22 protein-coding genes and 2 pseudogenes are annotated in these 23260 nt (G+C 72.4%); 1 reads left to right on the top strand and 23 read right to left on the bottom strand.

Going from position 1 to position 23260, the window contains the following annotated elements; translation table 11 throughout:
- A pseudogene (locus M8330_RS22735) lies at positions 1-112 on the top strand (IS5-like element ISMt1 family transposase); the annotation flags it as partial.
- Between the two features lie 28 nt (positions 113-140).
- Here M8330_RS22735 and M8330_RS17660 read toward each other — a convergent pair.
- From M8330_RS17660 to M8330_RS17550, 23 genes and pseudogenes are all read right to left on the bottom strand, one after another.
- On the bottom strand, positions 141-1664 hold the full coding sequence (locus tag M8330_RS17660) for a dihydrolipoyl dehydrogenase family protein (RefSeq protein ID WP_250828400.1): 1524 nt from the start codon (positions 1662-1664) through the stop codon (positions 141-143).
- A gap of 19 nt (positions 1665-1683) precedes the next feature.
- Positions 1684-2535 carry a DUF1206 domain-containing protein gene (locus tag M8330_RS17655; protein ID WP_250828399.1) on the bottom strand — a complete coding sequence of 284 codons (852 nt, stop codon included), beginning with the start codon at positions 2533-2535 and terminating at the stop codon, positions 1684-1686.
- A 50-nt stretch (positions 2536-2585) separates the two neighbouring features.
- A complete protein-coding gene (locus M8330_RS17650; RefSeq protein WP_250828398.1) occupies positions 2586-3998 on the bottom strand; it encodes a dihydrolipoyl dehydrogenase family protein in 1413 nt (470 codons plus the stop codon).
- 95 nt (positions 3999-4093) lie between these two features.
- Entirely contained in the window at positions 4094-4498 is a 405-nt protein-coding gene (gene nusB, locus M8330_RS17645; RefSeq protein ID WP_250051695.1) for a transcription antitermination factor NusB, read from the bottom strand.
- An 11-nt stretch (positions 4499-4509) separates the two neighbouring features.
- Positions 4510-5073: an elongation factor P gene (gene efp / locus M8330_RS17640; protein WP_250051694.1), complete on the bottom strand. Its 564-nt coding sequence runs from the start codon at positions 5071-5073 to the stop codon at positions 4510-4512.
- A gap of 108 nt (positions 5074-5181) precedes the next feature.
- On the bottom strand, positions 5182-5646 hold the full coding sequence (locus tag M8330_RS17635; RefSeq protein ID WP_250051693.1) for a type II 3-dehydroquinate dehydratase: 465 nt from the start codon (positions 5644-5646) through the stop codon (positions 5182-5184).
- On the bottom strand, positions 5643-6764 hold the full coding sequence (gene aroB, locus M8330_RS17630) for a 3-dehydroquinate synthase (protein WP_250828397.1): 1122 nt from the start codon (positions 6762-6764) through the stop codon (positions 5643-5645). The genes M8330_RS17635 and aroB overlap by 4 nt, the downstream gene beginning before the upstream one ends.
- Complete coding sequence (locus tag M8330_RS17625) at positions 6761-7288, bottom strand: shikimate kinase (protein WP_250828396.1); 528 nt, start codon at positions 7286-7288, stop codon at positions 6761-6763. The genes aroB and M8330_RS17625 overlap by 4 nt, the downstream gene beginning before the upstream one ends.
- 14 nt (positions 7289-7302) lie before the next feature.
- Entirely contained in the window at positions 7303-8490 is a 1188-nt protein-coding gene (aroC, locus tag M8330_RS17620) for a chorismate synthase (RefSeq protein ID WP_250828395.1), read from the bottom strand.
- 66 nt (positions 8491-8556) lie between these two features.
- The gene (locus M8330_RS22565; protein WP_250828394.1) at positions 8557-9261 is read right to left on the bottom strand and encodes a prepilin peptidase; all 705 of its coding nucleotides are present in this window, start codon (positions 9259-9261) and stop codon (positions 8557-8559) included.
- Positions 9262-9280: 19 nt separating this feature from the next.
- The gene (locus tag M8330_RS17610; protein ID WP_250828393.1) at positions 9281-10150 is read right to left on the bottom strand and encodes a shikimate dehydrogenase; all 870 of its coding nucleotides are present in this window, start codon (positions 10148-10150) and stop codon (positions 9281-9283) included.
- A 10-nt stretch (positions 10151-10160) separates the two neighbouring features.
- A complete protein-coding gene (gene mltG, locus M8330_RS17605; protein ID WP_250828392.1) occupies positions 10161-11390 on the bottom strand; it encodes an endolytic transglycosylase MltG in 1230 nt (409 codons plus the stop codon).
- Positions 11387-11860, bottom strand: a complete 474-nt coding sequence (gene ruvX, locus M8330_RS17600; RefSeq protein ID WP_250051681.1) for a Holliday junction resolvase RuvX — start codon at positions 11858-11860, stop codon at positions 11387-11389. The genes mltG and ruvX overlap by 4 nt, the downstream gene beginning before the upstream one ends.
- A gap of 15 nt (positions 11861-11875) precedes the next feature.
- Positions 11876-14551 (bottom strand): alanine--tRNA ligase, encoded by a 2676-nt coding sequence (alaS, locus tag M8330_RS17595; protein ID WP_250828391.1) that lies wholly within the window; start codon positions 14549-14551, stop codon positions 11876-11878.
- Positions 14551-14877, bottom strand: a complete 327-nt coding sequence (locus M8330_RS17590) for a DUF6167 family protein (RefSeq protein WP_250828390.1) — start codon at positions 14875-14877, stop codon at positions 14551-14553. The genes alaS and M8330_RS17590 overlap by 1 nt, the downstream gene beginning before the upstream one ends.
- Positions 14874-15395, bottom strand: a complete 522-nt coding sequence (locus tag M8330_RS17585; protein ID WP_250828389.1) for a hypothetical protein — start codon at positions 15393-15395, stop codon at positions 14874-14876. Before M8330_RS17585 ends, M8330_RS17590 begins: the two co-directional genes overlap by 4 nt.
- Before the next feature lie 49 nt (positions 15396-15444).
- Positions 15445-16815, bottom strand: coding sequence for a replication-associated recombination protein A (locus M8330_RS17580; RefSeq protein WP_250828388.1), 1371 nt, complete (start codon positions 16813-16815; stop codon positions 15445-15447).
- Between the two features lie 11 nt (positions 16816-16826).
- The gene (locus M8330_RS17575; RefSeq protein WP_250828402.1) at positions 16827-17936 is read right to left on the bottom strand and encodes an ABC transporter ATP-binding protein; all 1110 of its coding nucleotides are present in this window, start codon (positions 17934-17936) and stop codon (positions 16827-16829) included.
- Positions 17937-18064: 128 nt separating this feature from the next.
- Positions 18065-19168, bottom strand: coding sequence for an ABC transporter ATP-binding protein (locus M8330_RS17570; RefSeq protein ID WP_372490256.1), 1104 nt, complete (start codon positions 19166-19168; stop codon positions 18065-18067).
- Positions 19165-20172, bottom strand: coding sequence for an ABC transporter permease (locus M8330_RS22560; protein ID WP_250051669.1), 1008 nt, complete (start codon positions 20170-20172; stop codon positions 19165-19167). The genes M8330_RS17570 and M8330_RS22560 overlap by 4 nt, the downstream gene beginning before the upstream one ends.
- Before the next feature lie 188 nt (positions 20173-20360).
- The gene (locus M8330_RS17560; protein ID WP_250828386.1) at positions 20361-21380 is read right to left on the bottom strand and encodes an ABC transporter substrate-binding protein; all 1020 of its coding nucleotides are present in this window, start codon (positions 21378-21380) and stop codon (positions 20361-20363) included.
- A 65-nt stretch (positions 21381-21445) separates the two neighbouring features.
- Positions 21446-22123 (bottom strand): annotated as a pseudogene (locus tag M8330_RS17555) (ABC transporter substrate-binding protein); the annotation flags it as partial.
- 77 nt (positions 22124-22200) lie between these two features.
- Positions 22201-23211 carry an ABC transporter permease gene (locus M8330_RS17550; protein WP_250057124.1) on the bottom strand — a complete coding sequence of 337 codons (1011 nt, stop codon included), beginning with the start codon at positions 23209-23211 and terminating at the stop codon, positions 22201-22203.
- Between the last annotated feature and the right edge of the window lie 49 nt (positions 23212-23260).

The raw sequence follows: 23260 nt of genomic DNA, 5'->3' as shown, positions 1-23260 counted from the left end.
CTTCAACGACCACAAGCAGTGGCGAGGGATCGCCACCCGCTACGACAAGCTGGCTGTCGTCTACCGAGGCGGCGTCGTGCTCCGCACCATCACCATCTGGCTACGCGAATAACCAGACACTCCCTAGGTCCGCACGGTGCTCACACGCCGGCCTCGCCCAGCTTCGCGAGCACGACGCGGGCGGTCCGGTGGAAGGTCGGGTAGGCCAGGTGCATCCGACTCAGCGTCGCGACCGGCACGCGCGCGTGCACGGCGGTCGTGAACAGACCGATCACCTCTCCCCCGGCCGGTGAGACCGCCGTGGCCCCGACCAGGACGCCGGCCTCACGGTCGGCCACGACCTTGATCAGGCCGTGGGCGCCGTGGATCCAGCCGCGCGAGTCCCGGCCGACGTCCGCGATCGCGGTGACCACGTCGATGCCTGCCTCCCGCGCCTGTGCCTCGGTCAGGCCCACCGCGCCGACCTCCGGGTCGGTGAACGTCGCGCGGGCGACCGCGCGGTAGTCACCCCACTCCTCGGGGTGGGTGTCGGGTCCACCGGTGGCGGTGCCGAGCAGGTCCTGGACGACCAGCGCCCCCTGGTAGAGCGCGACCGACGTGAACGCGCCCTCGCCGGTGATGTCACCGACGGCCCAGACCCCCTCGGCGGCCGAGCGGCAGCGAGGGTCGACGGGCACGGTGGCGGCCGCGGGGTCGAGGCCGACCGTCTCCAGTCCGAGGTCGTCGAGCAGCGGTCGTCGGCCGGTCGCGACGAGCAGGTGGTCCGCGGTCACGGTGGCCTCGCCCCCGTCCTCGTCACCGTCCTCGTCCCCGCCATGGTCCGCGACGAGGGTGCAGGTGAACCCGCCGTCGCCGTGGGCCACGCGGGTGAGGGTGGTGCCGGTGCGCACGTCCACGCCCTCGGTGCGCAGGACGTCGGCGAGCAGGTCGCCGGCCTCGGGCTCCTCGGGCCCCAGCAGCCGGGGCTCGGTCTCCACCAGCGTGGTGCGCGAGCCGAACCGGGCGAGCACCTGGGTGAGCTCGGCGCCGATGGGCCCGCCGCCGAGCACGACCACCGAGTCGGGCGCGGCGGTGAGCGCGACGGCGTCGCGGTTGGTCCAGTAGGGCGTGCCGGCCAGGCCCTCGACCGGCGGCACGGCCGGCTCGGTGCCGGTGTTGAGCACGACGCCACGGCGGGCCGTGAGCAGCACGGTGTCGGTGTCGCTGTCCGAGCCGCCCCCGGTGGTGGTGACGCGCACCCGGACCGCCCCGTCCGCGTCCCTCCCCTCGAGCCGGCCGTGCCCGCGCACCAGGTCGAGGCCCTTGCCCAGCAGCGGGCCGGCGTGGGCCTCGTCGTCCCAGTCGTGGTTGGCCTCCCGCACGCGCGCCGCGGCGGGCCCCAGGTCCGGGCGGCGGACGTCGACGTCGCCGGCGAGGTGCCCGGCACGCCGCGCCTCGGCCAGGGCGTCGGCGGACCGGATCAGCAGCTTGGACGGGGTGCAGCCCCAGAACGGGCACTCGCCGCCCACCAGGCCCGCCTCGACGCCCGCGACCTCGAGCCCGGCGTCGAGCAGCTTGTGGGCGACGTGCTCCCCGCCGCTGCCCATGCCGAGCACGACCACGTCGACGGTGCGGTGGAGGGGCTGCGGGCGGGTGGGGTCGTCGGCGGTGGGGCTGGTGCTCATGCGGAGCAGTCTGCCGGGCTCAGCTCTCGGTCAGGTGCTTGGTCCGTGCGAGGCAGAAGACGCCGTAGCAGGCGATGCCGACGGCCACGGCTCCGAGCAGCCACGGACCCGCCGGGGCGTCGCGGATGGTGAGCAGCGCCTGGTCGAGGCCGCCCGACTGCTTGGCGGAGTGGGTGGCGGCCGCGTACACGAACAGGCCACCGACGACGCCGAACGCGATGCCGCGGGCGGTGTACCCGACCTTGCCGAGGATCAGGAGCGCGCGACCGCTCTGACCGCTCTTGCCCTCGCCGTCGAGCTCCTTGCGGAAGCGTTCCGTGTAGGCCTTCACGACGTAGTAGACGCCCAGTCCGATGATGAACAGACCGACCGCGCCGACCAGGAGCTGCCCGGCCGGGGCGCTCATCAGGCGAGCCGTCCAGGAGTCGGTGGAGGAACCGCCGCCCCCACCGCCACCGCCGCCGGTGGAGTCGGCGACGGCTAGCTGGATGGCGGAGGCCGCGATGAAGCCGTAGGTGACGGCCTTGGCCAGGGACTTGCCGCGCTTGGCCCACATCTTGGCGCCGTCCTCGTCGGTGTGGCCCCAGATCGCCTGGCTCAGCTGCCACACCACGAGCGCGATGAGCCCGATCGCCACGGCCCAGACGAGGACGGCGCCGAGCGGCTGCTGCGCGAGCTGGTGGATGGCCCCGGAGCTGGAGGCGTTGGCGTTGTCCCCGCCGGAGCCGATGGCGAGCTGCAGCGCCAGCCAGCCCACCAGGATGTAGACGACCCCGTAGGCCGCCATGCCGATGCGGCCGGCCGTGTGGAGCTTGCTGTCCGAGGGCTTCAGGTGGCTGGGCGAGGGCGCACGGTCGGCGAGTGAGGTCATGCCGGACCGGTACCCGGGTGGGTGACGGACCCTCTCACCCGGCCGGGTGGTCAGGAGAGGTCCGCAAGGGCCGTCTCCACGGCTCGGTGGAACGTCGGGTAGGCGTAGATCATCGTGCGCAGCGTGGCCACGGGCACCTCCGCGTGCACGGCCAGCGCGAGCAGGCCGAGGATCTCGCCACCGCCGGGGCCGACGGCGGTCGCCCCGACCAGCACCCCCCGCTCGGCGTCCTCGACCAGCTTCAGGACGCCGCGGGCGCCGGGCCCGTGGGTGAAGCCGCGGCTGGAGGACTCCAGGGCGGTGGTGCCGGTGCGCACGCTGAGCCCGCCCTCGCGCGCGGCGGCCTCGGTGAGTCCCACCCCGCCGACCTCGGGATCGGTGAAGGTCACGTGCGGCACCGCGTGGTAGCGGGCGGGCTCGTGGTCGGCGCTCAGGACGTCGGCGAGGGCGACCGCGGACTGGTACATCGAGACGTGGGTGAAGGCTCCGTGGCCGGTGACGTCCCCGATGGCCCACAGCCACGGGTCCGCGTCGCCGAGCGCCGTCACCCGGCAGCGGTCGTCGACCTCGAGCGTGCGCGAGGACGGGTCCAGCCCGACCCTCTCGAGGCCCACCCGATCGAGGTTGGGCGTGCGCCCGGCGGCCACGAGCAGCTGCTCGGCCTCGAGGTGCTCACCGTCGTCGAGCGTCAGCGAGAACAGCCCGTCGGCGTGCGCGACGTGCTCCAGCGAGCGCCCGGTCAGCACGCGCAGCCCCTCGCCGACCAGGACGTCCTCGAGCAGGCGGGAGGCCTCGGGCTCGTCCCCGGGCAGCAGCCGCTCGCCGTGCTGCACGATCGTCACCCGTGCGCCGAACCGGGCGAAGACCTGCGCCTGCTCGACCCCGACGGGACCACCGCCGAGCACGACGAGGCGCGGCGGCACCGCGGTGGCCCGCACGGAGTCGCGGTTGGTCCAGAACGGGGTGCCCGCCAGGCCGTCGACGGGCGGCGTCGCGGGGCGGGTGCCCGGGTTCAGCAGGACGCCGCGACGGGCCGTCACCGCGCGCACCGACCCGTCGGGCAGCGTCACCTCCACGGCCCGCTCCCCGACGAGGCGGGCGGTGCCGTGCAGCACGGTGGCGCCGGCGTCCTGGAGTCGTCGCACGGCGATGGTGTCGTCCCAGCCGGTGGTGGCCTCGTCCCGGATGCGCGTCGCCACCGGCGTCCAGGAGGGGACGACCTCGACGTCACCGGCCAGGGTGCCGACGCGGTGGGCCTCACCCAGCGCGTCGGCGGCGCGGACCATCATCTTCGACGGGATGCACCCGTAGTAGGGGCACTCGCCGCCGACGAGGTGGGCGTCGACGGCGAGCACGTCCAAGCCGGCGGTGGCGGCGCCCGAGGCGGCCGCCTCCCCGCCCGGGCCGAGGCCGATCACGCAGAGGTCGACGGACAGGGGCTCGGGGGCGGGAGACGCGCTCATGGGCCCAGCCTGCCTGGGGAAGCACCGCGCCCCGCCCACCCGGGAGGGCGGACGGGGCGCAGGACGGTGCGAGGAGCGCTGCGACGGACGGGCGCTCAGGCCTTGGCGAGGCCCCGCTGGACGCCACCGAGGACGCCGTTGACGAACTGCGGGCTCTCGTCGGTGGAGAGGTCGCGGACCAGGCCCACGGCCTCGGAGATCGCGACCGCGGCCGGGACGTCGTCGGCGTGCAGCATCTCCCAGACCGCGACGCGCAGGACGTTGCGGTCGACGGCCGGCATCCGCTGGAGCGTCCAGCCGGTCGCGTGGGCGGAGATCAGCGCGTCGATCTCCTCGGCGTGCTCGACCACCCCACGGACGAGGACGCCCGTGTAGGGGTTGGTCGGGGCGTCGCCCTCGGCGACGGCCCGGTCGAGGGCGTCGACGGCCGACTCGCTCCGGAGCTCGGAGGCGAAGAGCAGGTCGAGCGCGCGCTTGCGTGCCTTGGTGCGTGCAGCCATGGAGGGAGGCGTCAGCCCTTCACGCGGGAGAGGTAGGAGGAGTCGCGGGTGTCGACCTTGACCTTCTCGCCCTGGTTGATGAACAGCGGAACCTGGATCTCGTGACCGGTCTCCAGGGTGGCCGGCTTGGTGCGGCCGGTCGCGGAGTCGCCGGCCAGGCCGGGCTCGGTGAAGGTGATGACCATCTCGACGGAGGCGGGGAGCTCGACGAAGAGCACGCGGCCCTCGTTCGTGGCGATGATCGCCTCGTTGTTCTCGAGCAGGAAGTTCGCGGCGTCGCCGACGATCTCCGGGGTCACCTCGAGCTGCTCGTAGGTGGAGGTGTCCATGAACACGAAGTTCGTGCCGTCGTTGTAGAGGTACTGGTAGCTGCGGCGGTCGACCGTGGCGGTCTCGACCTTGGTGCCGGCGTTGAAGGTCTTGTCGACGGTCTTGTTCGACTCGACGTTCTTCAGCTTGGTACGCACGAACGCGGGGCCCTTGCCCGGCTTCACGTGCTGGAACTCGACGACGGACCAGAGCTGGCCGTCGATGTTGAGGACCATGCCGTTCTTGAGGTCGTTCGTGGTGGCCATGCGCTCGCTGGTTCCCTATCCGTGTTCAGGTGACGCGCGGACCGCGGGGGCCGCGCAGGTGCGGTGGGCGCGGCACCTGCGAGGGGCAGGGCGCACCGGCGGGAAAGTCTACGTCCGATCGGTGCCGGTGAGCACGTCGGCGAGGACTCCCAGCGCCAGCCGGTACCCGTCGACGCCGTGGCCCTTGACCACCTCGACGGCGTGGGGGCGGACGACGGAGTGGTGGCGCCACTCCTCGGGCCGGGCCTCCGGGTCGGAGAGGTGCACCTCGACCAGCGGCGCCTCGAGCTGCGCGCAGGCGTCGTGGACGGCGTAGGAGTAGTGCGTGAGGGCAGCGGCGTTGAGGACGACGGGGGTGCGCTCGTCCGCAGCGACGTTGAGCCAGTCCACGAGCACCCCCTCGTGGTTGGTCTGGCGCACCTCGACCGCCAGGCCGCGCTCGGCGCCCCACTGCTCGCACAGGGCGACGAGCTCGGCGTGGGTGGTGGTCCCGTAGATCTCCGGCTGCCGTCGCCCCAGTCGACCCAGGTTCGGGCCGTTGAGCACGAGCACGGGCCGCGGCGCCTCGCTCATGCGTGCGCCCGCATCAGTGCGTCGGCGGCGCGCAGGTGCTCCTCGGCGGGCCCCGCGAGGATGCGCGGGCGGCCCACGGCGTCCAGGACCACGAGCCGCAGCTGGTCGCCCCGGGTCTTCTTGTCCAGCTTCATGCCGGCCAGCAGCTCCTCGAAGTCGGCGCCGTCGTAGCCGGTGGGCAGCCCGACGCGCGCGAAGGCGGCGCGGTGCCGGGCGGCGGTGGCCTCGTCCAGGACGCCCGCCAGCCGGGCGACCTCGGCGACGTAGCAGCAGCCGATGGCCACGCCGTCCCCGTGCCGCATGCCGTAGTGCTCGGCGCGCTCGATGGCGTGGCCCATCGTGTGGCCGTAGTTGAGCGCCTCGCGACCGGGGTGGGCGCCCGTCAGCTCGGAGCCCCCGGCCTCCTTGAGGTCGCCCACGACGACGTCGATCTTCACCGCGACGGCCCGCTCCACCAGCTCGCGCAGCACGGGTCCGTCGGTGTCGAGCACCGCCTCCACGTCCTGGGTCTCCACCAGCTCCAGGATGCGCTCGTCGGCGATGAAGCCGCACTTGACGACCTCGCCCATGCCGGCGACGAGGTCGCGGCGGGGCAGGCCGGCCAGCAGCGACAGGTCGCACAGCACGCCCGCGGGCTCGTGGAAGGCGCCGACCAGGTTCTTGCCCGCGTCCGTGTTCACGCCGGTCTTGCCGCCGACGGCGGCGTCGACCATGGCCAGCAGCGTGGTCGGCACGTGCACGACCGGCACGCCGCGCAACCAGGAGGCGGCCACGAAGCCGCCGAGGTCGGTGGTGGCGCCACCACCGAAGGTGACCACGGCGTCGGAGCGGGTGAAGCCGGCCTCGCCGAGCGCGTCCCAGCACCGTGCGGCGACCGCCGGGGTCTTGGCGGCCTCGCCGTCGGGCACGACGACCTCGGTGAGCCTGTAGGCGCCCGCGAGCGCCTCGCGCACGGGGCCCGCGAGCTCGACGAGGGCCTCCGCGACGACGAGCGCGACCCGGGTCGGCCGCGTGCCGAGGAGGTCGACGAGCCGCTGGGCGACGCCGTGACCGACGACCACGTCGTAGGGGGCGGAGCCACCCACGTGCAGGACGGTGGGCTGGTCGGTGGTGCTCATCGCGGGGCCTCCTGCAGCAGCGCGGCGACCTCGGCGGCCACCTCGGCGGGGGTGCGCCCGTCGGTGTCGACGCTGTGCCGCGCGACGGACTCGTAGACGGGGGTGCGCTCGTCGATGAGCTGCTTGACGCGGGCGCGGACGTTGCCGAGCAGCATCGGCCGCGAGGAGCCCAGGCCGACGCGGCGCACGGCGTCGGTGAGCCCGACCCGGAGGAAGACGACGGGGTGCTCGGCGAGCAGGGCGCGGGTGGTGGGGTCGAGCACCGCTCCCCCGCCCAGGGCCAGGACGCCGGGGTGGTCGGCCAGCGCCGAGGCGACCGCTGCTCGTTCCAGCGCGCGGAAGTGCGCCTCGCCGTCGTCGACGAAGATGTCGCTGATCTCGCGACCCTCCGCGGCGACGATGTCGAGGTCGGTGTCGCGCACCTTGAGGCCCAGGAGCTCACCGAGCAGACCGGCCACCGTGGTCTTGCCGGCGCCCATGGTGCCCACGAGCACCACGCGCGGGCCGCCGCTCGGCTGGCTCATCGCCGGGTCCTGGCTCATCGGTAGTTCAGCGTCTCCATGTACGAGCGGACGTTGCGCGCGACCTCGGCCACCGAGTCGCCACCGAACTTCTCCAGGACGGCGTCGGCGATGACCAGCGCGACCATGGCCTCGGCGACGATGCCGGCGGCCGGCACGGCGCAGACGTCGGAGCGCTGGTGGTGCGCGACGGCCTCCTCGCCGGTGGCGACGTCGACGGTGCGCAGCGCCCGGGGCACGGTGGCGATGGGCTTCATCGCGGCACGCACGCGCAGCACCTCGCCGGTGCTCATGCCGCCCTCGGTGCCACCGGAGCGGCCCGAGGTGCGGCGGATCCCGTCGTCGGTGGGCACGATCTCGTCGTGGGCCTGCGAGCCCGGCGTCGAGGCGAGCTCGAAGCCGTCACCGACCTCGACGCCCTTGATCGCCTGGATGCCCATGAGGGCGCCGGCGAGCTTCGCGTCGAGGCGACGGTCCCAGTGGACGTGGCTGCCCAGCCCCGGCGGGAGGTCGTGGACGACGACCTCGACGACGCCGCCGAGCGTGTCGCCGTCGGAGTGGCCCTGGTCGATCCGCTCGGTCATCAGCTTGGCGGTGTCGGCGTCCCAGCAGCGGACCGGGTCGGCGTCGAGCGCCGCCACGGTGGCCTCGGAGGCGTCCGGGGGCACCGTGCCCGCGGGGACCTTGATCCCGGCGATCTCGACGACGTGGGAGAGCAGGCGGATGCCGCAGGCCTGCTCGAGGAAGTTGGACGCCACCCGGCCGAGTGCCACGCGCGCCGCGGTCTCGCGGGCCGAGGCGCGCTCCAGGATCGGCCGGGCCTCGTCGAAGCCGTACTTCTGCATGCCCACCAGGTCGGCGTGACCGGGGCGGGGCCGGGTGAGCTTGGCGTTGCGCGCGAGGCCGTCGAGGATCTCGGCGTCGACCGGGTCGGCCGACATGACCTGCTCCCACTTGGGCCACTCGGTGTTGCCGACCTCGATGGCGACGGGGCCGCCGAGCGTCTCGCCGTGGCGGACGCCGCCGGTGAGGGTCACCTGGTCCTGCTCGAACTTCATCCGCGCACCGCGGCCGTGGCCGAGCCGGCGCCGGGCCAGCGAGTCGGCGATGTCGCCCGACGTCACCTGGACGTGGGCGGGCAGACCTTCGAGGATCGCGACCAGGGCGGGTCCGTGGGACTCCCCCGCAGTGAGCCAACGCAGCATGGGGTCAGTGTTTCACGCTCGTCACACGGCGCCCGCAGCACCGTCACGGCGCGAGACCGACGGGCCTCAGAGCAGCGCACCGCCGAGCAGCGCCCCGAGCAGGGCACCGACGATCAGGCCCGGCCCGAGGGGCACGTGGCTGCGCAGCAGCGAGCGGTCGCGGCGTGCCACCACCCGCCCCAGGCCGGCGGCGCCGACGAGCAGGAAGCCCAGCCACAGCCCCAGCACCAGCTCGCCGGGGCCCAGCCGGGCCAGCGGCAGGCCGAGGAGCAGCGCGAGCCGGACGTCGCCGAAGCCGAGGCCGGAGGCGTTGACCCGCCACAGCACCCAGAAGACGCTGCGGGCCGCGAGCGCGAGCAGGACGGCGACCAGGACCGTGCGTCCGTGCCCGGCGACCAGCCACTCCAGCAGCGCCACGACGAGCACGACGCCGGTGGCGGGGAGCACCAGCACCCGGGGCAGCAGGCGGGTCCGCGCGTCGATCACGGCCAGCCAGGTGGCCACCGGGACGACGGGCAGCAGCCACGCGAGCCACCACCCGGCGCCCAGCGCCAGGGTGAGCAGTGCGGCGGCGGCCGCGGCGGCGAGCCCGCAGCCGACGGCAAGCCACCGGCCCGAGGCCAGCTCGGACCAGGAGGGACGCGGCGGGTCGTCGGGGTGCGGCTCCCCCGCCGGCGCCGGCAGGCGCCGCACCACGGCCGGCGCGCACGCGCCCAGCACGCCGACCACCAGCGCCGCCACGAGGGCGGTGATCAGCGGGTCGGCATCCACGACGTCCAGTCTTCCCTGCTCAGCGAGCGCCGTCGTCCCGACGCGCCGCCACGGCGGCCTCGCCCGCCGCGCGCATCGCGGCGAGCGGGCCCGGCACGCCCGTGAACTGCTCGAACTGGAGCACCGCCTGGTGCACCAGCAGGTCCAGCCCGGTCACCAGCACGCTGCCCTGCGCGAGGGCGGCCGCGGCCAGGGGCGTGGGCCACGGGTCGTAGACGACCTCGAAGACCACCGGGGCCTCGGCACGCGCGCACTGGCGGGCGTCCTGCGCGTCGGCCGGCACCGTCGAGACCAGGACGTCGGCCGGCACGCCGGTCGTCAGGTCCACCGCGTCGACACCTACCCCGGGCGCGTACGCGGTCACCGCGTCGACCGTGGCCCGGGCCCGCTCCGGGGAGCGCACCAGGAAGCTGATCGCCCGGGCGCCGAGGTCCGTCAGGGCCAGCGCCACCGACGCCGCCGTCGCACCGCCGCCGAGCACCGCGACGCGCTCGACGGCGCCGCTCCACCGCTCGCGCACGGCCGCGGCGGCGCCGGGCAGGTCGGTGTTGTCCACGCGCGCCCCGCCCGGCGCGGCGGGGTCGCGCACCCAGGTGTTGGCCCCGGAGGCGGCCTCGGCGTGCGGGCTGACGCCCCAACCACGCTCCCGGGCCAGGCCCAGCAGCTCCCGCTTGAGCGGCATGGTGACCGACAGCCCGCGCACGTCCTCGGGCAGGGAGTCGAGGAACGCGGCCAGCGCGCCCTCGGGCACCTGCTGGTGCTCGTAGCCCCAGCCGCTCAGCCCGGCCGCCTCGTAGCCGGCGCGGTGCAGCACCGGCGAGAGCGAGTGCGCGACCGGGTCCCCGATGACGAGGGCCCGGCCACGCTCGCGACCGGCGGCCGGTGTCATCGACCCGCCATCAGCAGGCGTCGCTGCTCTGGCAGTACTCCTTGGCCTTCGCCACGTTGGCGAGGTGCTCGGAGTAGGTGGCGGCGAACAGCGTCTTGCCCGTCTCGAAGTCGGGGACGAAGTACAGCCAGTCGCCCTCCTTCGGGTTCAGCGCCGCGCGCATGCTGACGCGACCGGGCGAGCCGATCGGGCCCGGCGGCAGGCCGGAGTACTTGTAGGTGTTGTAGAGGGAGTCGTCCTCCCGCTCCTCGGCCGTGGTCCACACGTCGCCCTCGCGACCGCTGACGTAGGAGACCGTGGAGTCCATCTGCAGCGCCATGCCGAGGTCGAGGCGGTTGTAGATGACGGTGGCGACCTTGGCGTAGTCGCCCTTGTTGTTGGCCTCGTACTCGAGGATGCTCGCGACGGTGATGATCTCGTGCGGGGTCAGGCCCAGGGCTTCGGCCTTCGCCGCGATGCCCAGCTCCTGCTCGACCGCGGTCGTCTGCGCGACCATGTCGGTGACCAGGCTCTTGGCGGTGGTGTCCGGCGTGATCGTGTAGGTCGCCGGGAAGAGGTAGCCCTCGGGGTTGCCGTCGGCCTCGGCCGGGAGACCGATCTTCTGCGGGCTGGCGAGCAGTCGGTTCAGCTGCTTGCGGGTGAAGTTGCTGTTGGAGGCCACCGCCTTGACGATGTCGCGGACGCGGGAGCCCTCGGGGATGGTCACCGTGCTGCCGACGAGGTTGGCCGGGTCGACGAGCACGTCGATCGCGTCGGCGGCGCTCATCTGCTTGGCCAGCTCGTAGTAGCCGACCTGGATGCCTGCGGCGTCCTCGTTGACGTTCGCGGCGGCGATGCAGGCGTCGACGGAGGCGACGACGTCCTCGTCCGCGAGGACGCGGCAGATGTCGGTGGCCGTCTCGCCCTCGCCGACCTCGACCAGGACCCGGCCGCGGCCGGGGCCGTCGTAGTCCTCGGGCGTGTAGGTCAGGGAGCGGAGGAACTCGGTGCCCTTCTGCACGCCGTAGTAGCCGCCGACGCCCACGAGGGCGAGGACGACGATGACGGCGAGGTAGCCGGGCAGCCGGCTCTTGCGCCGACGTCGACGACCTCCGGGGTCGTAGGCCGAGGCGGCGGGGGCTGCCTCGGACTGCCCCGTGCGCTCCTCGGTGGGCTCCTCGGCGGGCTCGGAGAACAGGCCGCCGATCGCACCGCCCGTCGGCTCGGGGCCGACGGCGGGGTCGCGGTCGTGGTCACTCATCGTGCGGGCTCCTCGACGATCTCGCCCGGCGGCGTGCCGGTGGCGCGCTCGGTGTCGAGCGCGTGCTGAAGGATGACGACTGCGGCCGCCTGGTCGACGACCTCGCGGCGCTTGCTGCCCTTGCGCCCCTGGCCGCGAAGGATAGCCTCCGCGGCCACGGTGCTGAGCCGTTCGTCGACGAGGCGGACCGGAACGGGCGCGAACCTGGCCGCCAGCTGTGCGGCGAACTCGCGCACCTTGGTGGCCGCGGGCCCCTCACCTCCGGCCAGCGAGCGGGGCAGCCCGACCACGACCTCGACGAGCTCGGACTCGGCCTGGATGTCCCCGCCGATGCGGCGGAGGCGGGACAGGTCACCCTTGCCCCGCTTCACCGTCTCGACGGGCGTGGCCAGGAACCCGGACGGGTCGCTGCGGGCGACGCCGATCCGGGCGTCCCCCGGGTCGACGCCCAACCGGACCCCGTGCCGCACGCTGACCGCCCCGCCTCAGGCGCCGACGGCCTTGCCGACCTCGGTGGCGACCAGCGCGAGCGCCTCGTCCACCTTGCCGACCTCGGTGCCGCCGCCCTGGGCCATGTCGGGCTTGCCGCCGCCCTTGCCGCCGAGCACGGGCGCGAGGACCTTCACCAGGTCTCCGGCCTTGACCCCGCGGCTGCGGGCCTCGTCGTTGGTGGCTGCGACCAGCGCGACCTTGCCGTCGGCGACGCCGACGACCACGACGACCCCGGCCTCGCCCTGCGGCAGCCGGTTGCGGACGTCGGTCGCGAGCGTGCGGACGTCGCCGCCGCTCGCGCCGTCGGCGCGGTGGGCCACGACGTTGACGGTGCCGACCTTCGCGGCGCCGCGGGCGATGTCGCCCGCCGACGCGAGCAGCTGGGCGACGCGGACGCGCTCGAGCTCCTTCTCGGCGCCGCGCAGACGCTCGACGAGGTCACCGACACGGCCGACGAGGTCGTCGGGCTGGGTCTTGAGGATGCCGGTGAGCTCGGCGACGACGTCGCGCTCCTTGGCCAGGTACCGGAAGCCCTCGACACCGGTGAGCGCCTCGACGCGGCGGTTGCCGGAGCCGACGGAGGACTCGCTGGTGAGGACGACGGTGCCGACCTGGCTGGAGTGGTCCACGTGCGTGCCACCGCACAGCTCGCGCGACCAGGGGCCGCCGATCTCGACGACGCGCACCTGGGACTCGTCGTAGGTCTCGCCGAACAGGGCGATGGCGCCCCAGTCCTTGGCCTCGGGCAGGCTCATGTACTGCCAGGAGACGGGCAGGTCGGCGCGCAGCGCCTCGTTGGAGACGTTCTCGATGTCCTTGACCTGCTCCGGCGTCAGCGCCTGGGTCCAGCCGAAGTCGAGGCGCAGGTAGCCGGGGCGGTTGTAGGAGCCGGCCTGCAGGGCGGTGGGGCCGAGCACCTCGCGCAGCGCTGCGTGCACCACGTGGGTGCCCGAGTGCGCCTGGCGGGCGCCGGTGCGCCACGAGGGGTCGACCGCGGCGTGCACGACCGCGTCCTGGGTCAGCTCGCCCTCCACGACCCGCACCTGGTGCACGACCAGGCCGCGCACGGGGCGCTGGACGTCGAGGACCTCCAGGCTGCCGCCGTCGAACGTCAGGGTGCCGGCGTCCGCGACCTGGCCGCCGGACTCGGCGTAGAACGGCGTCCGGTCGAGGACGACCTCGCCGACCTGGCCCGCGGTCAGCGCCTGCACGGGCTCGCCGCCGGCGAGCAGCGCGAGCGCCGTCGACTCCGTCTCCAGGGTCGAGTAGGCCAGCCAGTCGGTGGCGCCGTGCTCGTCGAGCACCGCGCGGTAGAGGTGGGTGTCGGCGTGCTGACCCTTCTTGGCCTTCGCGTCCGCCTTCGCGCGGGCACGCTGCTCGGCCATGAGGGAGCGGAAGCCCTCCTCGTCGACGCTCAGGCCGGCCTCCGAGGCCATCTCCAGCGTGAGGTCGATCGGGAAGCCGTAGGTGTCGTGCAGCGCGAACGCCTGCGCGCCGGCCAGGGTGGTGCCGCCGCCGGCCTTCACCTGGTCCGCGGCGTTGTCGAAGATCTGCGTGCCGGCCGCGAGCGTCTTGCGGAACGCGTCCTCCTCGGCGAAGGCGACGCGGGAGATCCGCTCCCAGCCGGACTCGACCTCGGGGTAGGAGGCCTTCATCCGGTCGCGGCTGACCGGCATGAGCTCGGCCAGGGCGTGGCCCTCGTAGCCCAGCAGGCGCATGGAGCGGACCGCACGGCGCAGCAGGCGGCGCAGCACGTAGCCGCGGCCCTCGTTGCCCGGGGTGACGCCGTCGTTGATCAGCATCAGCGCGGAGCGCACGTGGTCGGCGACGACCCGGAAGCGGACGTCGTCCACGTGGTTCTCGCCGTAGGTCCTGCCGGAGAGCTCGGCGGCCTTCTCGATGACGGGGAAGACCTCGTCGATCTCGTACATGTTCTGCTTGCCCTGGAGCAGGTAGGCGACCCGCTCGAGGCCCATGCCGGTGTCGATGTTCTTGGCCGGCAGCGGGCCCTCGACATCGAAGTCCGCCTTGGAGCGGACCTGGGAGAGCGACTCCTGCATGAAGACGAGGTTCCAGATCTCCAGGAACCGGTCCTCGTCGGCGTTCGGGCCGCCGTCGGGGCCGAACTCGGGCCCGCGGTCGATGTAGATCTCCGAGCAGGGGCCGCCCGGGCCGGGCACGCCCATGTTCCAGTAGTTGTCCTCGAGGCCACGCTCCTGGATGCGCTCGTACGGCATCCCGGCGACCTCGTGCCACAGCTCCTTGGCCTCGGTGTCGCTGGGCAGCACCGTGACCCAGATCTTCTCCGGGTCGAAGCCGAGACCACCCTCCTCGACGGACCCCGTGATGAGGGTCCAGGCGAAACGGATGGCGCCTTCCTTGAAGTAGTCGCCGAAGGAGAAGTTGCCGCACATCTGGAAGAACGTGCCGTGGCGGGTGGTCTTGCCGACCTCCTCGATGTCGAGGGTCCGCACGCACTTCTGCACGCTGGTGGCGCGGTTCCACTGCGGCGTCTCCTGGCCCAGGAAGTAAGGCTTGAAGGGCACCATGCCGGCGTTGACGAACAGGAGGTTCGGGTCGTCCAGCAGCAGCGAGGCGGAGGGGACGACGGTGTGCCCGTTCTTCTCGAAGTGGGCAGTGAACCTGCGCCGGATCTCGGCGGTCTCCATCAGTCGGTGCCTCTCTCGTTCTCGATCGGCCGCGGGGCGGCCTGCTCGACCTGGCTGGTCTGGGTACTGCTGCTCGTGGGCTGGTCCCCTGCTACGGGCAGGGCTCGCGGTCCATCTGGCGACATGCCGAGCCGCTCGCGCAAATCGGTTTCGGCGTCGGCGCGGCCCTGGGCGACCTCGTCGCGGACCATCCGGGCGCCGACGGACAGGGCGGAGAGCCGGTCGCGGAGCCCGTCGGCCGTGAGCGCCTCGGCCGCGCGGCGTGCGCGCACCATCGCCCACATCCCCGCTCCGGCCCCGGCGACGAACCAGAGGCCGCGGCTCATGCGACGCGCTCCGCCGCGTCCGGCTGCTGCCGCTGCCGGGCTGCCCAGGCCCGTCGGGCGAGCCGGGTCTCGACGCGGCGCTGCTTGCGGGAGCGGCGCAGCTCCTGCCGCATCGCCACTCGCACCCGCGCCCGCGTCTCGGGGTCGAGCGCGCGGCGCACGCCGGCGAGCAGCGCGCCCGCCTGGACGGTGGTCTCGCGCAGCACGAGGTCGGCGAAGAGCGGGGCGGGCACGGTCGGCGCCTCGTCCGCGGCGGCGCCGGCAGGCCGGGCGTGACCGGGCTCCGACCCGAGCTCGGTGATCACGAACTCCTCGGCCGGCCGGCTGGGCGTGGCCGTCGGCCGGGCCGTGCGCTCCAGGGCGCTGAGCCGCTCCCGCAGCACCGCTGCCTCGGAGGCGGCCTCGCGCCGGACGCGGCGGAGGCCGGCGTCCAGGACGACGACGGCGGCGGCGAGCAGCGCGAGCAGCACGAGGACGGCCACGGCCGCCCACGCAGGCACACCCCACTCGCCGGTCATGGGCGGGAGCCTACCCGTCGAACCCGGGGCCCCGACCCGCGCCCGGAGGTCACCGCTTGCCCCGGATGATCCGCCGCACGCGTTCCCAGCGCTCCTTGACGCCGGCCTCGGCCCCGATCTCCTTGGGCTGGTAGTACCGCGTGTCCCCCAGCACGTCGGGGAGGTACTGCTGGGCGGCGATCCCGTAGGGCTCGTCGTGCGGGTAGGCGTAGCCCTTGCCGTGGCCCAGGTCCTTCGCGCCGCCGTAGTGGGCGTCGCGCAGGTGGGGCGGCACCTGACCGATCTTGCCCGCCCGCACGTCGGCGAGCGCGGCGTCGATCCCGACGATGACGGCGTTGGACTTGGGCGCCATCGCGAGGTGGACGGTCGCCTGGGCCAGGTTGATGCGCGCCTCGGGCATGCCGATCAGCTGCACGGCCTGGGCCGCGGCCACGGCCGCCTGGAGGGCCGTCGGGTCGGCGAGGCCGATGTCCTCGCTGGCGTGCACCACCAGCCGTCGGGCGATGAAGCGGGGGTCCTCCCCCGCCTCGATCATCCGGGCCAGGTAGTGCAGGGCGGCGTCGGGGTCGGAGCCGCGGATGGACTTGATGAAGGCCGAGATGACGTCGTAGTGCTGGTCACCCTGCCGGTCGTAGCGCACCGCGGCGGTGTCGACGGCCGACTCGGCGGCCTCGAGGTCGATCGAGGTGACGCCTCGGCCGGCCGCGGCGCCGGCCGCCGCCTCCAGGTAGGTCAGCGAGCGGCGGGCGTCCCCGCCGGCCAGGCGGACGAGGTGGTCCGCCGCGTCCTCGGCGAGGGTGAACTCCCCCGCCAGGCCGCGCTCGTCGACCAGCGCCTGGTCCACGACGCGGCGCACGTCGTCGTCGGAGAGCGACTGGAGCTTGAGCAGGAGGCTGCGGGAGAGCAACGGGGAGATCACCGAGAAGAAGGGGTTCTCGGTGGTGGCGGCCACCAGCGTGACCCAGCGGTTCTCGACGCCGGGCAGCAGCGCGTCCTGCTGGGCCTTGGAGAACCGGTGCACCTCGTCGACGAAGAGCACCGTCTCCGTGCCCCCGCGCACCAGCGTGGCCCGCGCCCCGTCGATCGCGGCCCGCACCTCCTTGACCCCGGCCGTCACGGCCGAGACCTCGACGAAGGTGCGTGACGTCTGCTGGGAGACGATCGAGGCGATCGTCGTCTTGCCCGTGCCGGGCGGGCCCCACAGCAGGAGCGAGAGCGAGCGCTGGTCCTCGATCAGCTGGCGCAGCGGGGAGCCCGGCTCGCGCAGCTGCGGCTGCCCCACCAGCTCGTCCAGGGTGCGCGGACGCATCCGCACGGCGAGCGGTGCGGAGGCACTGGTGTTGACGGACAGCGAGCCGCCCCCGGTGACGGGGGCGGCTCCTGGGACGTCGAAGAGACCGCCGTCCCCGCTGTCGGCCATGGGTGGCGGGGTCAGGCGGACACCATCTCCCGGCGCTGGAGGTCGAACCACTGCTTCTCGTAGCCGGGGCCCTCGGCGATCGCGGTCGGCGTCACGCCGGCGTCGGGGCTGCCCTGGGAGTCGACGCCCAGCAGGCCGGCGGTGACGGGGTGCTGCGGCGCCTTGCCCAGCTCGGCCGGGAAGTGGCAGGCCACCTTGTGCCGCGGGCCGATCTGCATCAGCGGCGGCTCGACCTTGGCGCAGATCTCCTTCGCGATCGGGCAGCGGGTGCGGAACCGGCAGCCGGACGGCGGGTTGATCGGGCTCGGCACGTCGCCCTCGAGGCGGATGCGCTCACGACGACCGCCCACCGCGGCCTGCTTGATGTCCGGCACGGCGGAGAGCAGGGCCTGCGTGTACGGGTGGTGGCTGCTCTTGTAGAGCGTGTCCCGGTCGGCGATCTCGACGATCTTGCCCAGGTACATCACGGCCACCTCGGGGCAGAAGTGGCGCACGACCGCGAGGTCGTGGGCGATGAACAGGAAGGCGATGTCGAACTCCTTCTGCAGGTCCTGCAGGAGGTTGATCACCTGGGCCTGGATGGAGACGTCGAGCGCCGAGACCGGCTCGTCGGCGACGAGGAGCTTCGGGTTCAGCGTGAGGGCACGGGCGATGCCGATGCGCTGGCGCTGACCGCCGGAGAACTCGTTGGGGTACCGGTTGTAGTGCTCCGGGTTGAGGCCCACCACCTCGAGGAGCTCCTGGACCCGCTTGAGCACCTGCTTCTTCGGCACCACGTTGTGGACCTCGAGCGGGGCACCCACGATCGCGCCCACGGTGTGGCGGGGGTTCAGCGAGGTGTAGGGGTCCTGGAAGATCATCTGCACGTCGCGACGCAGCGGCTTGAGCTGCCGGTTCGACATGGCGGCGATGTCCTGCCGGTTCTCGCCGAAGTACATCGAGCCCGAGGTGGGCTTGTACAGGCGGGTGATCAGCCGGCCGGTGGTCGACTTGCCGCAGCCGGACTCCCCCACCAGGCCCAGGGCGCCACCCTTGGGGACCTCGAAGGACACGCCGTCCACGGCCTGCACGTGCCCGACGGTGCGGGAGACGACGCCGGAGGACTTCACCGGGAACCACATGCGCAGGTTGTCCACGGTCAGCACGGGCGGGGCGTCGGGGTCGAGCCGCGGCGGCTGGTGCTCCTGGCCGGCCAGGTCGGCGAAGCTGGCGCCGCCGGTGGCGTCCGTGGTCGGCTCGTTGGTCTCGGTCATCGGGGGTCGTTCTCCTCGAGCGTCTCGGGCGCGATCACGGGCAGGACCTCGGCCTGGTACACGGCGTCGGGGTCCGCCAGGTGGCAGCGCTTCAGGTGCCCCGGCACGGTCGGGCTCTCGAGGAGCTCCGGCATCTGCGAGGTGCACAGCCCGCCGGCGACCTTGTCCTTGTGGAGGCAGCGGGGGTTGAAGGCACAGCCCGGCGGCGGCTTCAGCAGCGACGGCGGGTTGCCCGGGATCGGGATCAGGGGGGCGTCGGTGTCACCGGCGACGTCGGGCACGCTCGAGAGCAGGCCCCAGGTGTAGGGCATCTGCGGACGCGTGAGGACGTCCTTCGCGGTGCCGTACTCCACGCCGCGGCCGCCGTACATCACGAGGATGTCGTCGGCCATCTCGGCGATGACGCCGAGGTCGTGGGTGATCATGATGATCGCGGAGTCGAACTCGCGCTGGAGGTCCTGGAGGAGGTCCAGGATCTGCGCCTGCACGGTGACGTCCAGGGCGGTCGTCGGCTCGTCCGCGACGATGAGCGACGGGTCGTTGATGAGGCCCATCGCGATCATGGCGCGCTGGCGCATGCCGCCGGAGAACTGGTGCGGGAAGTCGTCCGCGCGCCGGTCCGGCTGCGGGATGCCGACGCGGTCGAGCATCTCGATCGCCTTGCGGCGGGCCTCGCGCTTGGAGGCGCTGGGGTGGTGCACCCGGTAGGCCTCGGCGAGCTGGCCGCCGACCTTGTAGAAGGGGTGCAGTGCCGCGAGGGCGTCCTGGAAGATCATCGAGACCTGGCGGCCGCGGATCTTGCGCATCTTGGACTCGCTCAGACCGACGACCTCCTGGCCGTCGATGCGGATGCTGCCGGTGATCTTGGCCGACTTGGTGTCGTGCAGGCCGAGCACGGCCATGGACGAGACGGACTTGCCGGAGCCGGACTCGCCGACGATGCCGAGGGTCTTGCCCTTCTCGACGGAGTAGCTCAGGCCCTGGACTGCGGTGATCTGGCCGTCCTCGGTCGGGAACTTCACCGTCAGGTCCTCGACGACGAGGAACGGCTCGCCGCTGGACGCGCCCGGCCGGGTGCTGCTGGGGGCGGTCACGGTCACGAAAGCCTCACTCTCGGGTCGAGGGCGCTGTAGACGATGTCGACGAGCAGGTTGCTGACGATCAGCACCACGGCGCTGAAGAGCGCGGTCGCAGACACGATGGGCAGGTCGCGGTCGCCAATGGCGTTGAGGGCCCACAGGCCGATACCGCTGATGTCGAAGATCTTCTCGGTGAAGATGGTGCCGGCGAGCAGGGTGCCGAAGTCGATGCCGAAGATGGTCACGATCGGCACGAGGGCGGCGCGCAGGCCGTGCTTGTAGACCACGGTGCGCGTCGGCAGACCCTTGGCCTTGGCGGTGCGGATGTAGTCCTCGCTGAGGGCCTCCACCATCGCGCCACGCGCATATCGGGTGTACTGGGTGCAGCCGAAGACGCCGAGGCAGATCCAGGCGAGCGCCAGGCCGGAGACCCAGGCCGCGGGGTTCTCGGTGATCGGCGTGTAGCCGGGTGAGCCGATGCCGGGCACGCCCCACCACACCGCCACGTACAGGTAGGTGAGGAGGGCGAAGAGGTAGTAGGGCACGGAGCTGAGCACCAGGAACGAGGAGACCAGGGCCTTGTCGGCCAGCGTCCCTCGGCGTCTGGCGGCGGCCACGCCCATGGGCACGCCGATGATCAGGTAGAGGAACGCGCCGCCGACGGCCACGGAGATGGTGGCGGGCAGCCGGTCCTTCATGTCGTCCCACACGGGCTTGCCGGTGGTGTACGAGAGGCCGAAGCAGGGGGCGGGGCACTCGGTGGTCTGGCCGGAGATGGTGACGTCACGGCCGGTGACGATGCCGCCCATGTAGCGCCCGTACTCGGCGAACATGTTGTTGTTGTAGCCGAGCTCCTCGGTGAAGCGCTCGAGCCGGTCGTCGGTGCAGTGGTTCGAGGTCTTGGACTCGCACATCGGTCGAGCCGGCGCGCTCGGGCCGAACCAGAACAACGCGAACACCGAGAACGAGACGAGGAAGAGCACCACCACTCCCGAGAGCAGTCGCTTGACGATGTAGGCGTACACGAGTCTCCTCCAGTGCCGGCCCGGTGGGGCCGACGGGTGCGGAACGGTCCGGCCGGGGCATTCCGATGTTACGGGCCCGACCGTGGTGGTGGGGGCCCCCGGAGTCCGGGAGCCCCCACCACGCTGGTGTTGCTGGGTGCTGCTGGTGAGCTACAGGCTCACGATCAGTCAGCGGGCGACGAGGTCGCTCACTGCATCACGTAGAGGTTCTTGTAGTTCGGGGCGCCGGAAGCCTCGTCGCCGGAGGGGTTGCCGATCTTCGAGCCGAAGGTGAACAGCGTGTTGTAGTTCGCCAGCGGGATGGCCGGGAAGTAGTCGGTCATGATCTGCTCGTCGAGGGAACCCCAGGCGTCAGCCTGCTCCTCCTGCGGGAGGGTGGGGATCTCGTCGATGCGGCTGTTGATGTCGTCCTCGGAGAAGTAGCCCGTGTCGTAGGCCGCGTCACCGCGGAACAGCGGCGGGATGAACGTGAGGGCCGACGGCCAGTCGGAGCACCAGGCGACGCCTCGGACGTTCAGCTTCTTGTTGGTCGGGTCGTCTGGGGACAGCCAGGTGGCGTAGGGCGACTCGGTGACACCGATGGCGTTGACCGTGAAGCCGGCGTCCTCGAAGCCCTTGGTGATGACGTCCTGCGCGGCGACGGCCAGCGGGTCCGACTCGTAGTAGATCATCGTGACGGTCGGGTCGGTCTCGGACTCGGCCAGGTACTCCTTGGCCTTGTCGAGGTCGAAGGAGATCTCCTCGCCGTCGACGTAGTAGTCCGGCTTGCCGGCCATGCCCGGGGGCATGATCGTCGTCGCGTGGGTGCGGGTCACGCCCGGCAGCGAGCCACCGGCGGTCCACGCGTCCTCGTACGGGTAGGCGTAGGCCAGGGCCTTGCGGAACGCCATGTCCGTCTTGGAGTAGTCCGGGTACAGGAAGCTAGTGCACTGCTGGCTCTGCTGGACCAGGCGGTCACCCAGCTTGTCCTGGGCCTCGGTGTAGTTCGACGCCACCAGGTCCGTCGAGAGCGACGTCTGCGACTGAGCGTTGTCGCTCAGCATGATCTGGTCGGTCTGGTCGGGGTCGGCGTTGAACTTGAAGACCCACTTGTCGGCGTACTGGTGACGCGCCGGGTCGGTGTCGGCGTCCCACTGGTCGTTCTTGACCAGCACGAGCTCGTCGCTGGGGCGGAACGACTCGACCTTGTACGGGCCGGTGGACAGCACGTTCTGGCCGTAGTTCGGCGGGTTCGAGGTCTTGCCGAGCGGGATCGGGCCATGGCCATGAACGCGCCCCAGTAGTCCATGTCGGGGAACGGCTTGGACATGTTGATGGTGACGGTCTTGGCGTCGTTGTCGAACTCGACACCGCCCCAATCCTGCCAGTCCGTCTTCTTGTCCGTGTAGGGACCCTCGAAGTCGTTGTTGGCGAAGTACTTGGTGGAGTACTCGGTGCCCGGGCCACCGGGGAAGGTGGTGGAGTCCATCGAGCGCGCGATGCCGAACGCCACCTCCTCAGCGGTGATCGGATCGCCGTTCTGCCACGTCACGCCGTCCTTGAGGGTGAACACCCACTGGGTGTAGTCCTCGTTCGGCTGACCCAGGTCGGTGGCCAGGTCGGGGACGAGGGTGGCGTTGCCGTCCTCGTCGACCGCGTACTGGGTCAGCGACCGGGTGGTGAGGGCCTGCTGGATCGAGTTGCCGGTCACGGACCAGCCCTCGGTCGGGTCAAGGTTGTCCGGGCCGGGGTCGCCGGGCAGGTACACCGTGATGGTGCCACCCGCCGTCGCGCCCTCGATGTCGGCGGCCGGACCCGTGGCGTCCGGGTTCTTGTCCTCGCCGGCGTCAGTCTCCTGGAAGGTGCTGCCGTCGGTGGGGCTCTCGGAAGAGCCGCCACCGCCACCGCACGCGGCGAGCGTCGCGAGGGCAGCAACGCCGGCGACAAGGGCCAGCGGCTTGGTCCGTCTCATTGTCCAGCCTTTCTGTTTCTTGGGTGCGCGCCCCGAGGAGGAGGTCGGGACGACGTCTCACACGCCGAGCGCCAGGCTCAGCGGCGGGTCTTGGGGTCCAGGGCGTCGCGGATCGCGTCACCGAGGAGGTTCAGTGCGAGCACGAGAGCCACGATGGCGATCAGGGGCTCGTACAGGTACAGCGGGTAGTTACTGAAGAAGCTCGTGCCCTGGTCGAGCATCTGGCCCCACGACGGACGCGAGGTGATGCCGACGCCGAGGTAGGCCAGCCCGGCCTCGGCGGCCACGAACGCCGGGAGCATCAGCGAGGTGCTCACCACGATCGGGGCCACGATGTTGGGCAGCAGCTCCTTGACCAGGATGCGGCGCGTGGGCATGCCCATGACGCGGGCCGCGTGGATGAACTCCCGCTCGCGCAGCGAGAGGACCTCGCCGCGGATGAGGCGGGCCAGGCCCATCCAGCCGAAGAAGCTCAGCACGCACACCAGCGAGATGACCTGCGCCGTCGGGTAGAAGTCCGTGTTGTCACGGAACCGCTCGTTGACGATCGGGGCGATGGTCAGCGCGACCAGCAGGAACGGCAGCGTGAGGAACAGGTCGGTCACGAAGGTGAGGACCCGGTCCACGAGACCGCCCATGAAGCCGGCCAGCAGGCCGATCACGATGCCGAGCACCGTGGCGGTCAGCGTCGCCAGCGAGGCGATCTGGAGCGAGTTGCGCGCCCCCTCCAGCCAGTAGGCCAGGTTGTCGATCGCCGTGCGCGGCGCGATGCCGAACGGGTGGTCCATCGTGAACCCGCCGTAGGGCGGGCCGAACTCGGCCTTCGGGATCATGTTCAGCTCGAGGAACTGCGTCGGGTACTGCGTGTCCGTGGTGACGCCGAACGCCTTCGAGATCAGCGGCCCGAAGATGGCCAGCAGCACGAACAGCGCCACGACGCCGATGCAGACCACGGCGATCTTGTCGCGCATCAGACGCCCGAAGGCGATCCGCAGCGGCGACTTGCCGGAGATCTCGGTCGAGCTGCCCTTGGGTCGGGACTTCAGCGGATCGAGCTCCGCCGTCTCCTCGGCAACAGGTGCCGACATGCTCACCCCATCATTTCAGTGTGCGGCGCGGGGGTCTCCCGGCCGGCGC

Source organism: Nocardioides bruguierae, assembly GCF_023656415.1.
Lineage (GTDB): Bacteria > Actinomycetota > Actinomycetes > Propionibacteriales > Nocardioidaceae > Nocardioides > Nocardioides bruguierae.
Note: the sequence above shows the minus strand (reverse complement) of the source record. Positions and strands in the feature narration are given on the sequence as shown.

Coding starts and splice junctions, on each gene's coding strand:
- M8330_RS17660 (WP_250828400.1), bottom strand. CDS start 1,664: ATGAGCACCAGCCCCACCGCCGACGACCCCACCCGCCCGCAGCCCCTC.
- M8330_RS17655 (WP_250828399.1), bottom strand. CDS start 2,535: ATGACCTCACTCGCCGACCGTGCGCCCTCGCCCAGCCACCTGAAGCCC.
- M8330_RS17650 (WP_250828398.1), bottom strand. CDS start 3,998: ATGAGCGCGTCTCCCGCCCCCGAGCCCCTGTCCGTCGACCTCTGCGTG.
- nusB (WP_250051695.1), bottom strand. CDS start 4,498: ATGGCTGCACGCACCAAGGCACGCAAGCGCGCGCTCGACCTGCTCTTC.
- efp (WP_250051694.1), bottom strand. CDS start 5,073: ATGGCCACCACGAACGACCTCAAGAACGGCATGGTCCTCAACATCGAC.
- M8330_RS17635 (WP_250051693.1), bottom strand. CDS start 5,646: ATGAGCGAGGCGCCGCGGCCCGTGCTCGTGCTCAACGGCCCGAACCTG.
- aroB (WP_250828397.1), bottom strand. CDS start 6,764: ATGAGCACCACCGACCAGCCCACCGTCCTGCACGTGGGTGGCTCCGCC.
- M8330_RS17625 (WP_250828396.1), bottom strand. CDS start 7,288: ATGAGCCAGCCGAGCGGCGGCCCGCGCGTGGTGCTCGTGGGCACCATG.
- aroC (WP_250828395.1), bottom strand. CDS start 8,490: ATGCTGCGTTGGCTCACTGCGGGGGAGTCCCACGGACCCGCCCTGGTC.
- M8330_RS17610 (WP_250828393.1), bottom strand. CDS start 10,150: ATGACACCGGCCGCCGGTCGCGAGCGTGGCCGGGCCCTCGTCATCGGG.
- mltG (WP_250828392.1), bottom strand. CDS start 11,390: ATGAGTGACCACGACCGCGACCCCGCCGTCGGCCCCGAGCCGACGGGC.
- alaS (WP_250828391.1), bottom strand. CDS start 14,551: ATGGAGACCGCCGAGATCCGGCGCAGGTTCACTGCCCACTTCGAGAAG.
- M8330_RS17590 (WP_250828390.1), bottom strand. CDS start 14,877: ATGAGCCGCGGCCTCTGGTTCGTCGCCGGGGCCGGAGCGGGGATGTGG.
- M8330_RS17585 (WP_250828389.1), bottom strand. CDS start 15,395: ATGACCGGCGAGTGGGGTGTGCCTGCGTGGGCGGCCGTGGCCGTCCTC.
- M8330_RS17580 (WP_250828388.1), bottom strand. CDS start 16,815: ATGGCCGACAGCGGGGACGGCGGTCTCTTCGACGTCCCAGGAGCCGCC.
- M8330_RS17575 (WP_250828402.1), bottom strand. CDS start 17,936: ATGTGGTTCCCGGTGAAGTCCTCCGGCGTCGTCTCCCGCACCGTCGGG.
- M8330_RS17550 (WP_250057124.1), bottom strand. CDS start 23,211: ATGTCGGCACCTGTTGCCGAGGAGACGGCGGAGCTCGATCCGCTGAAG.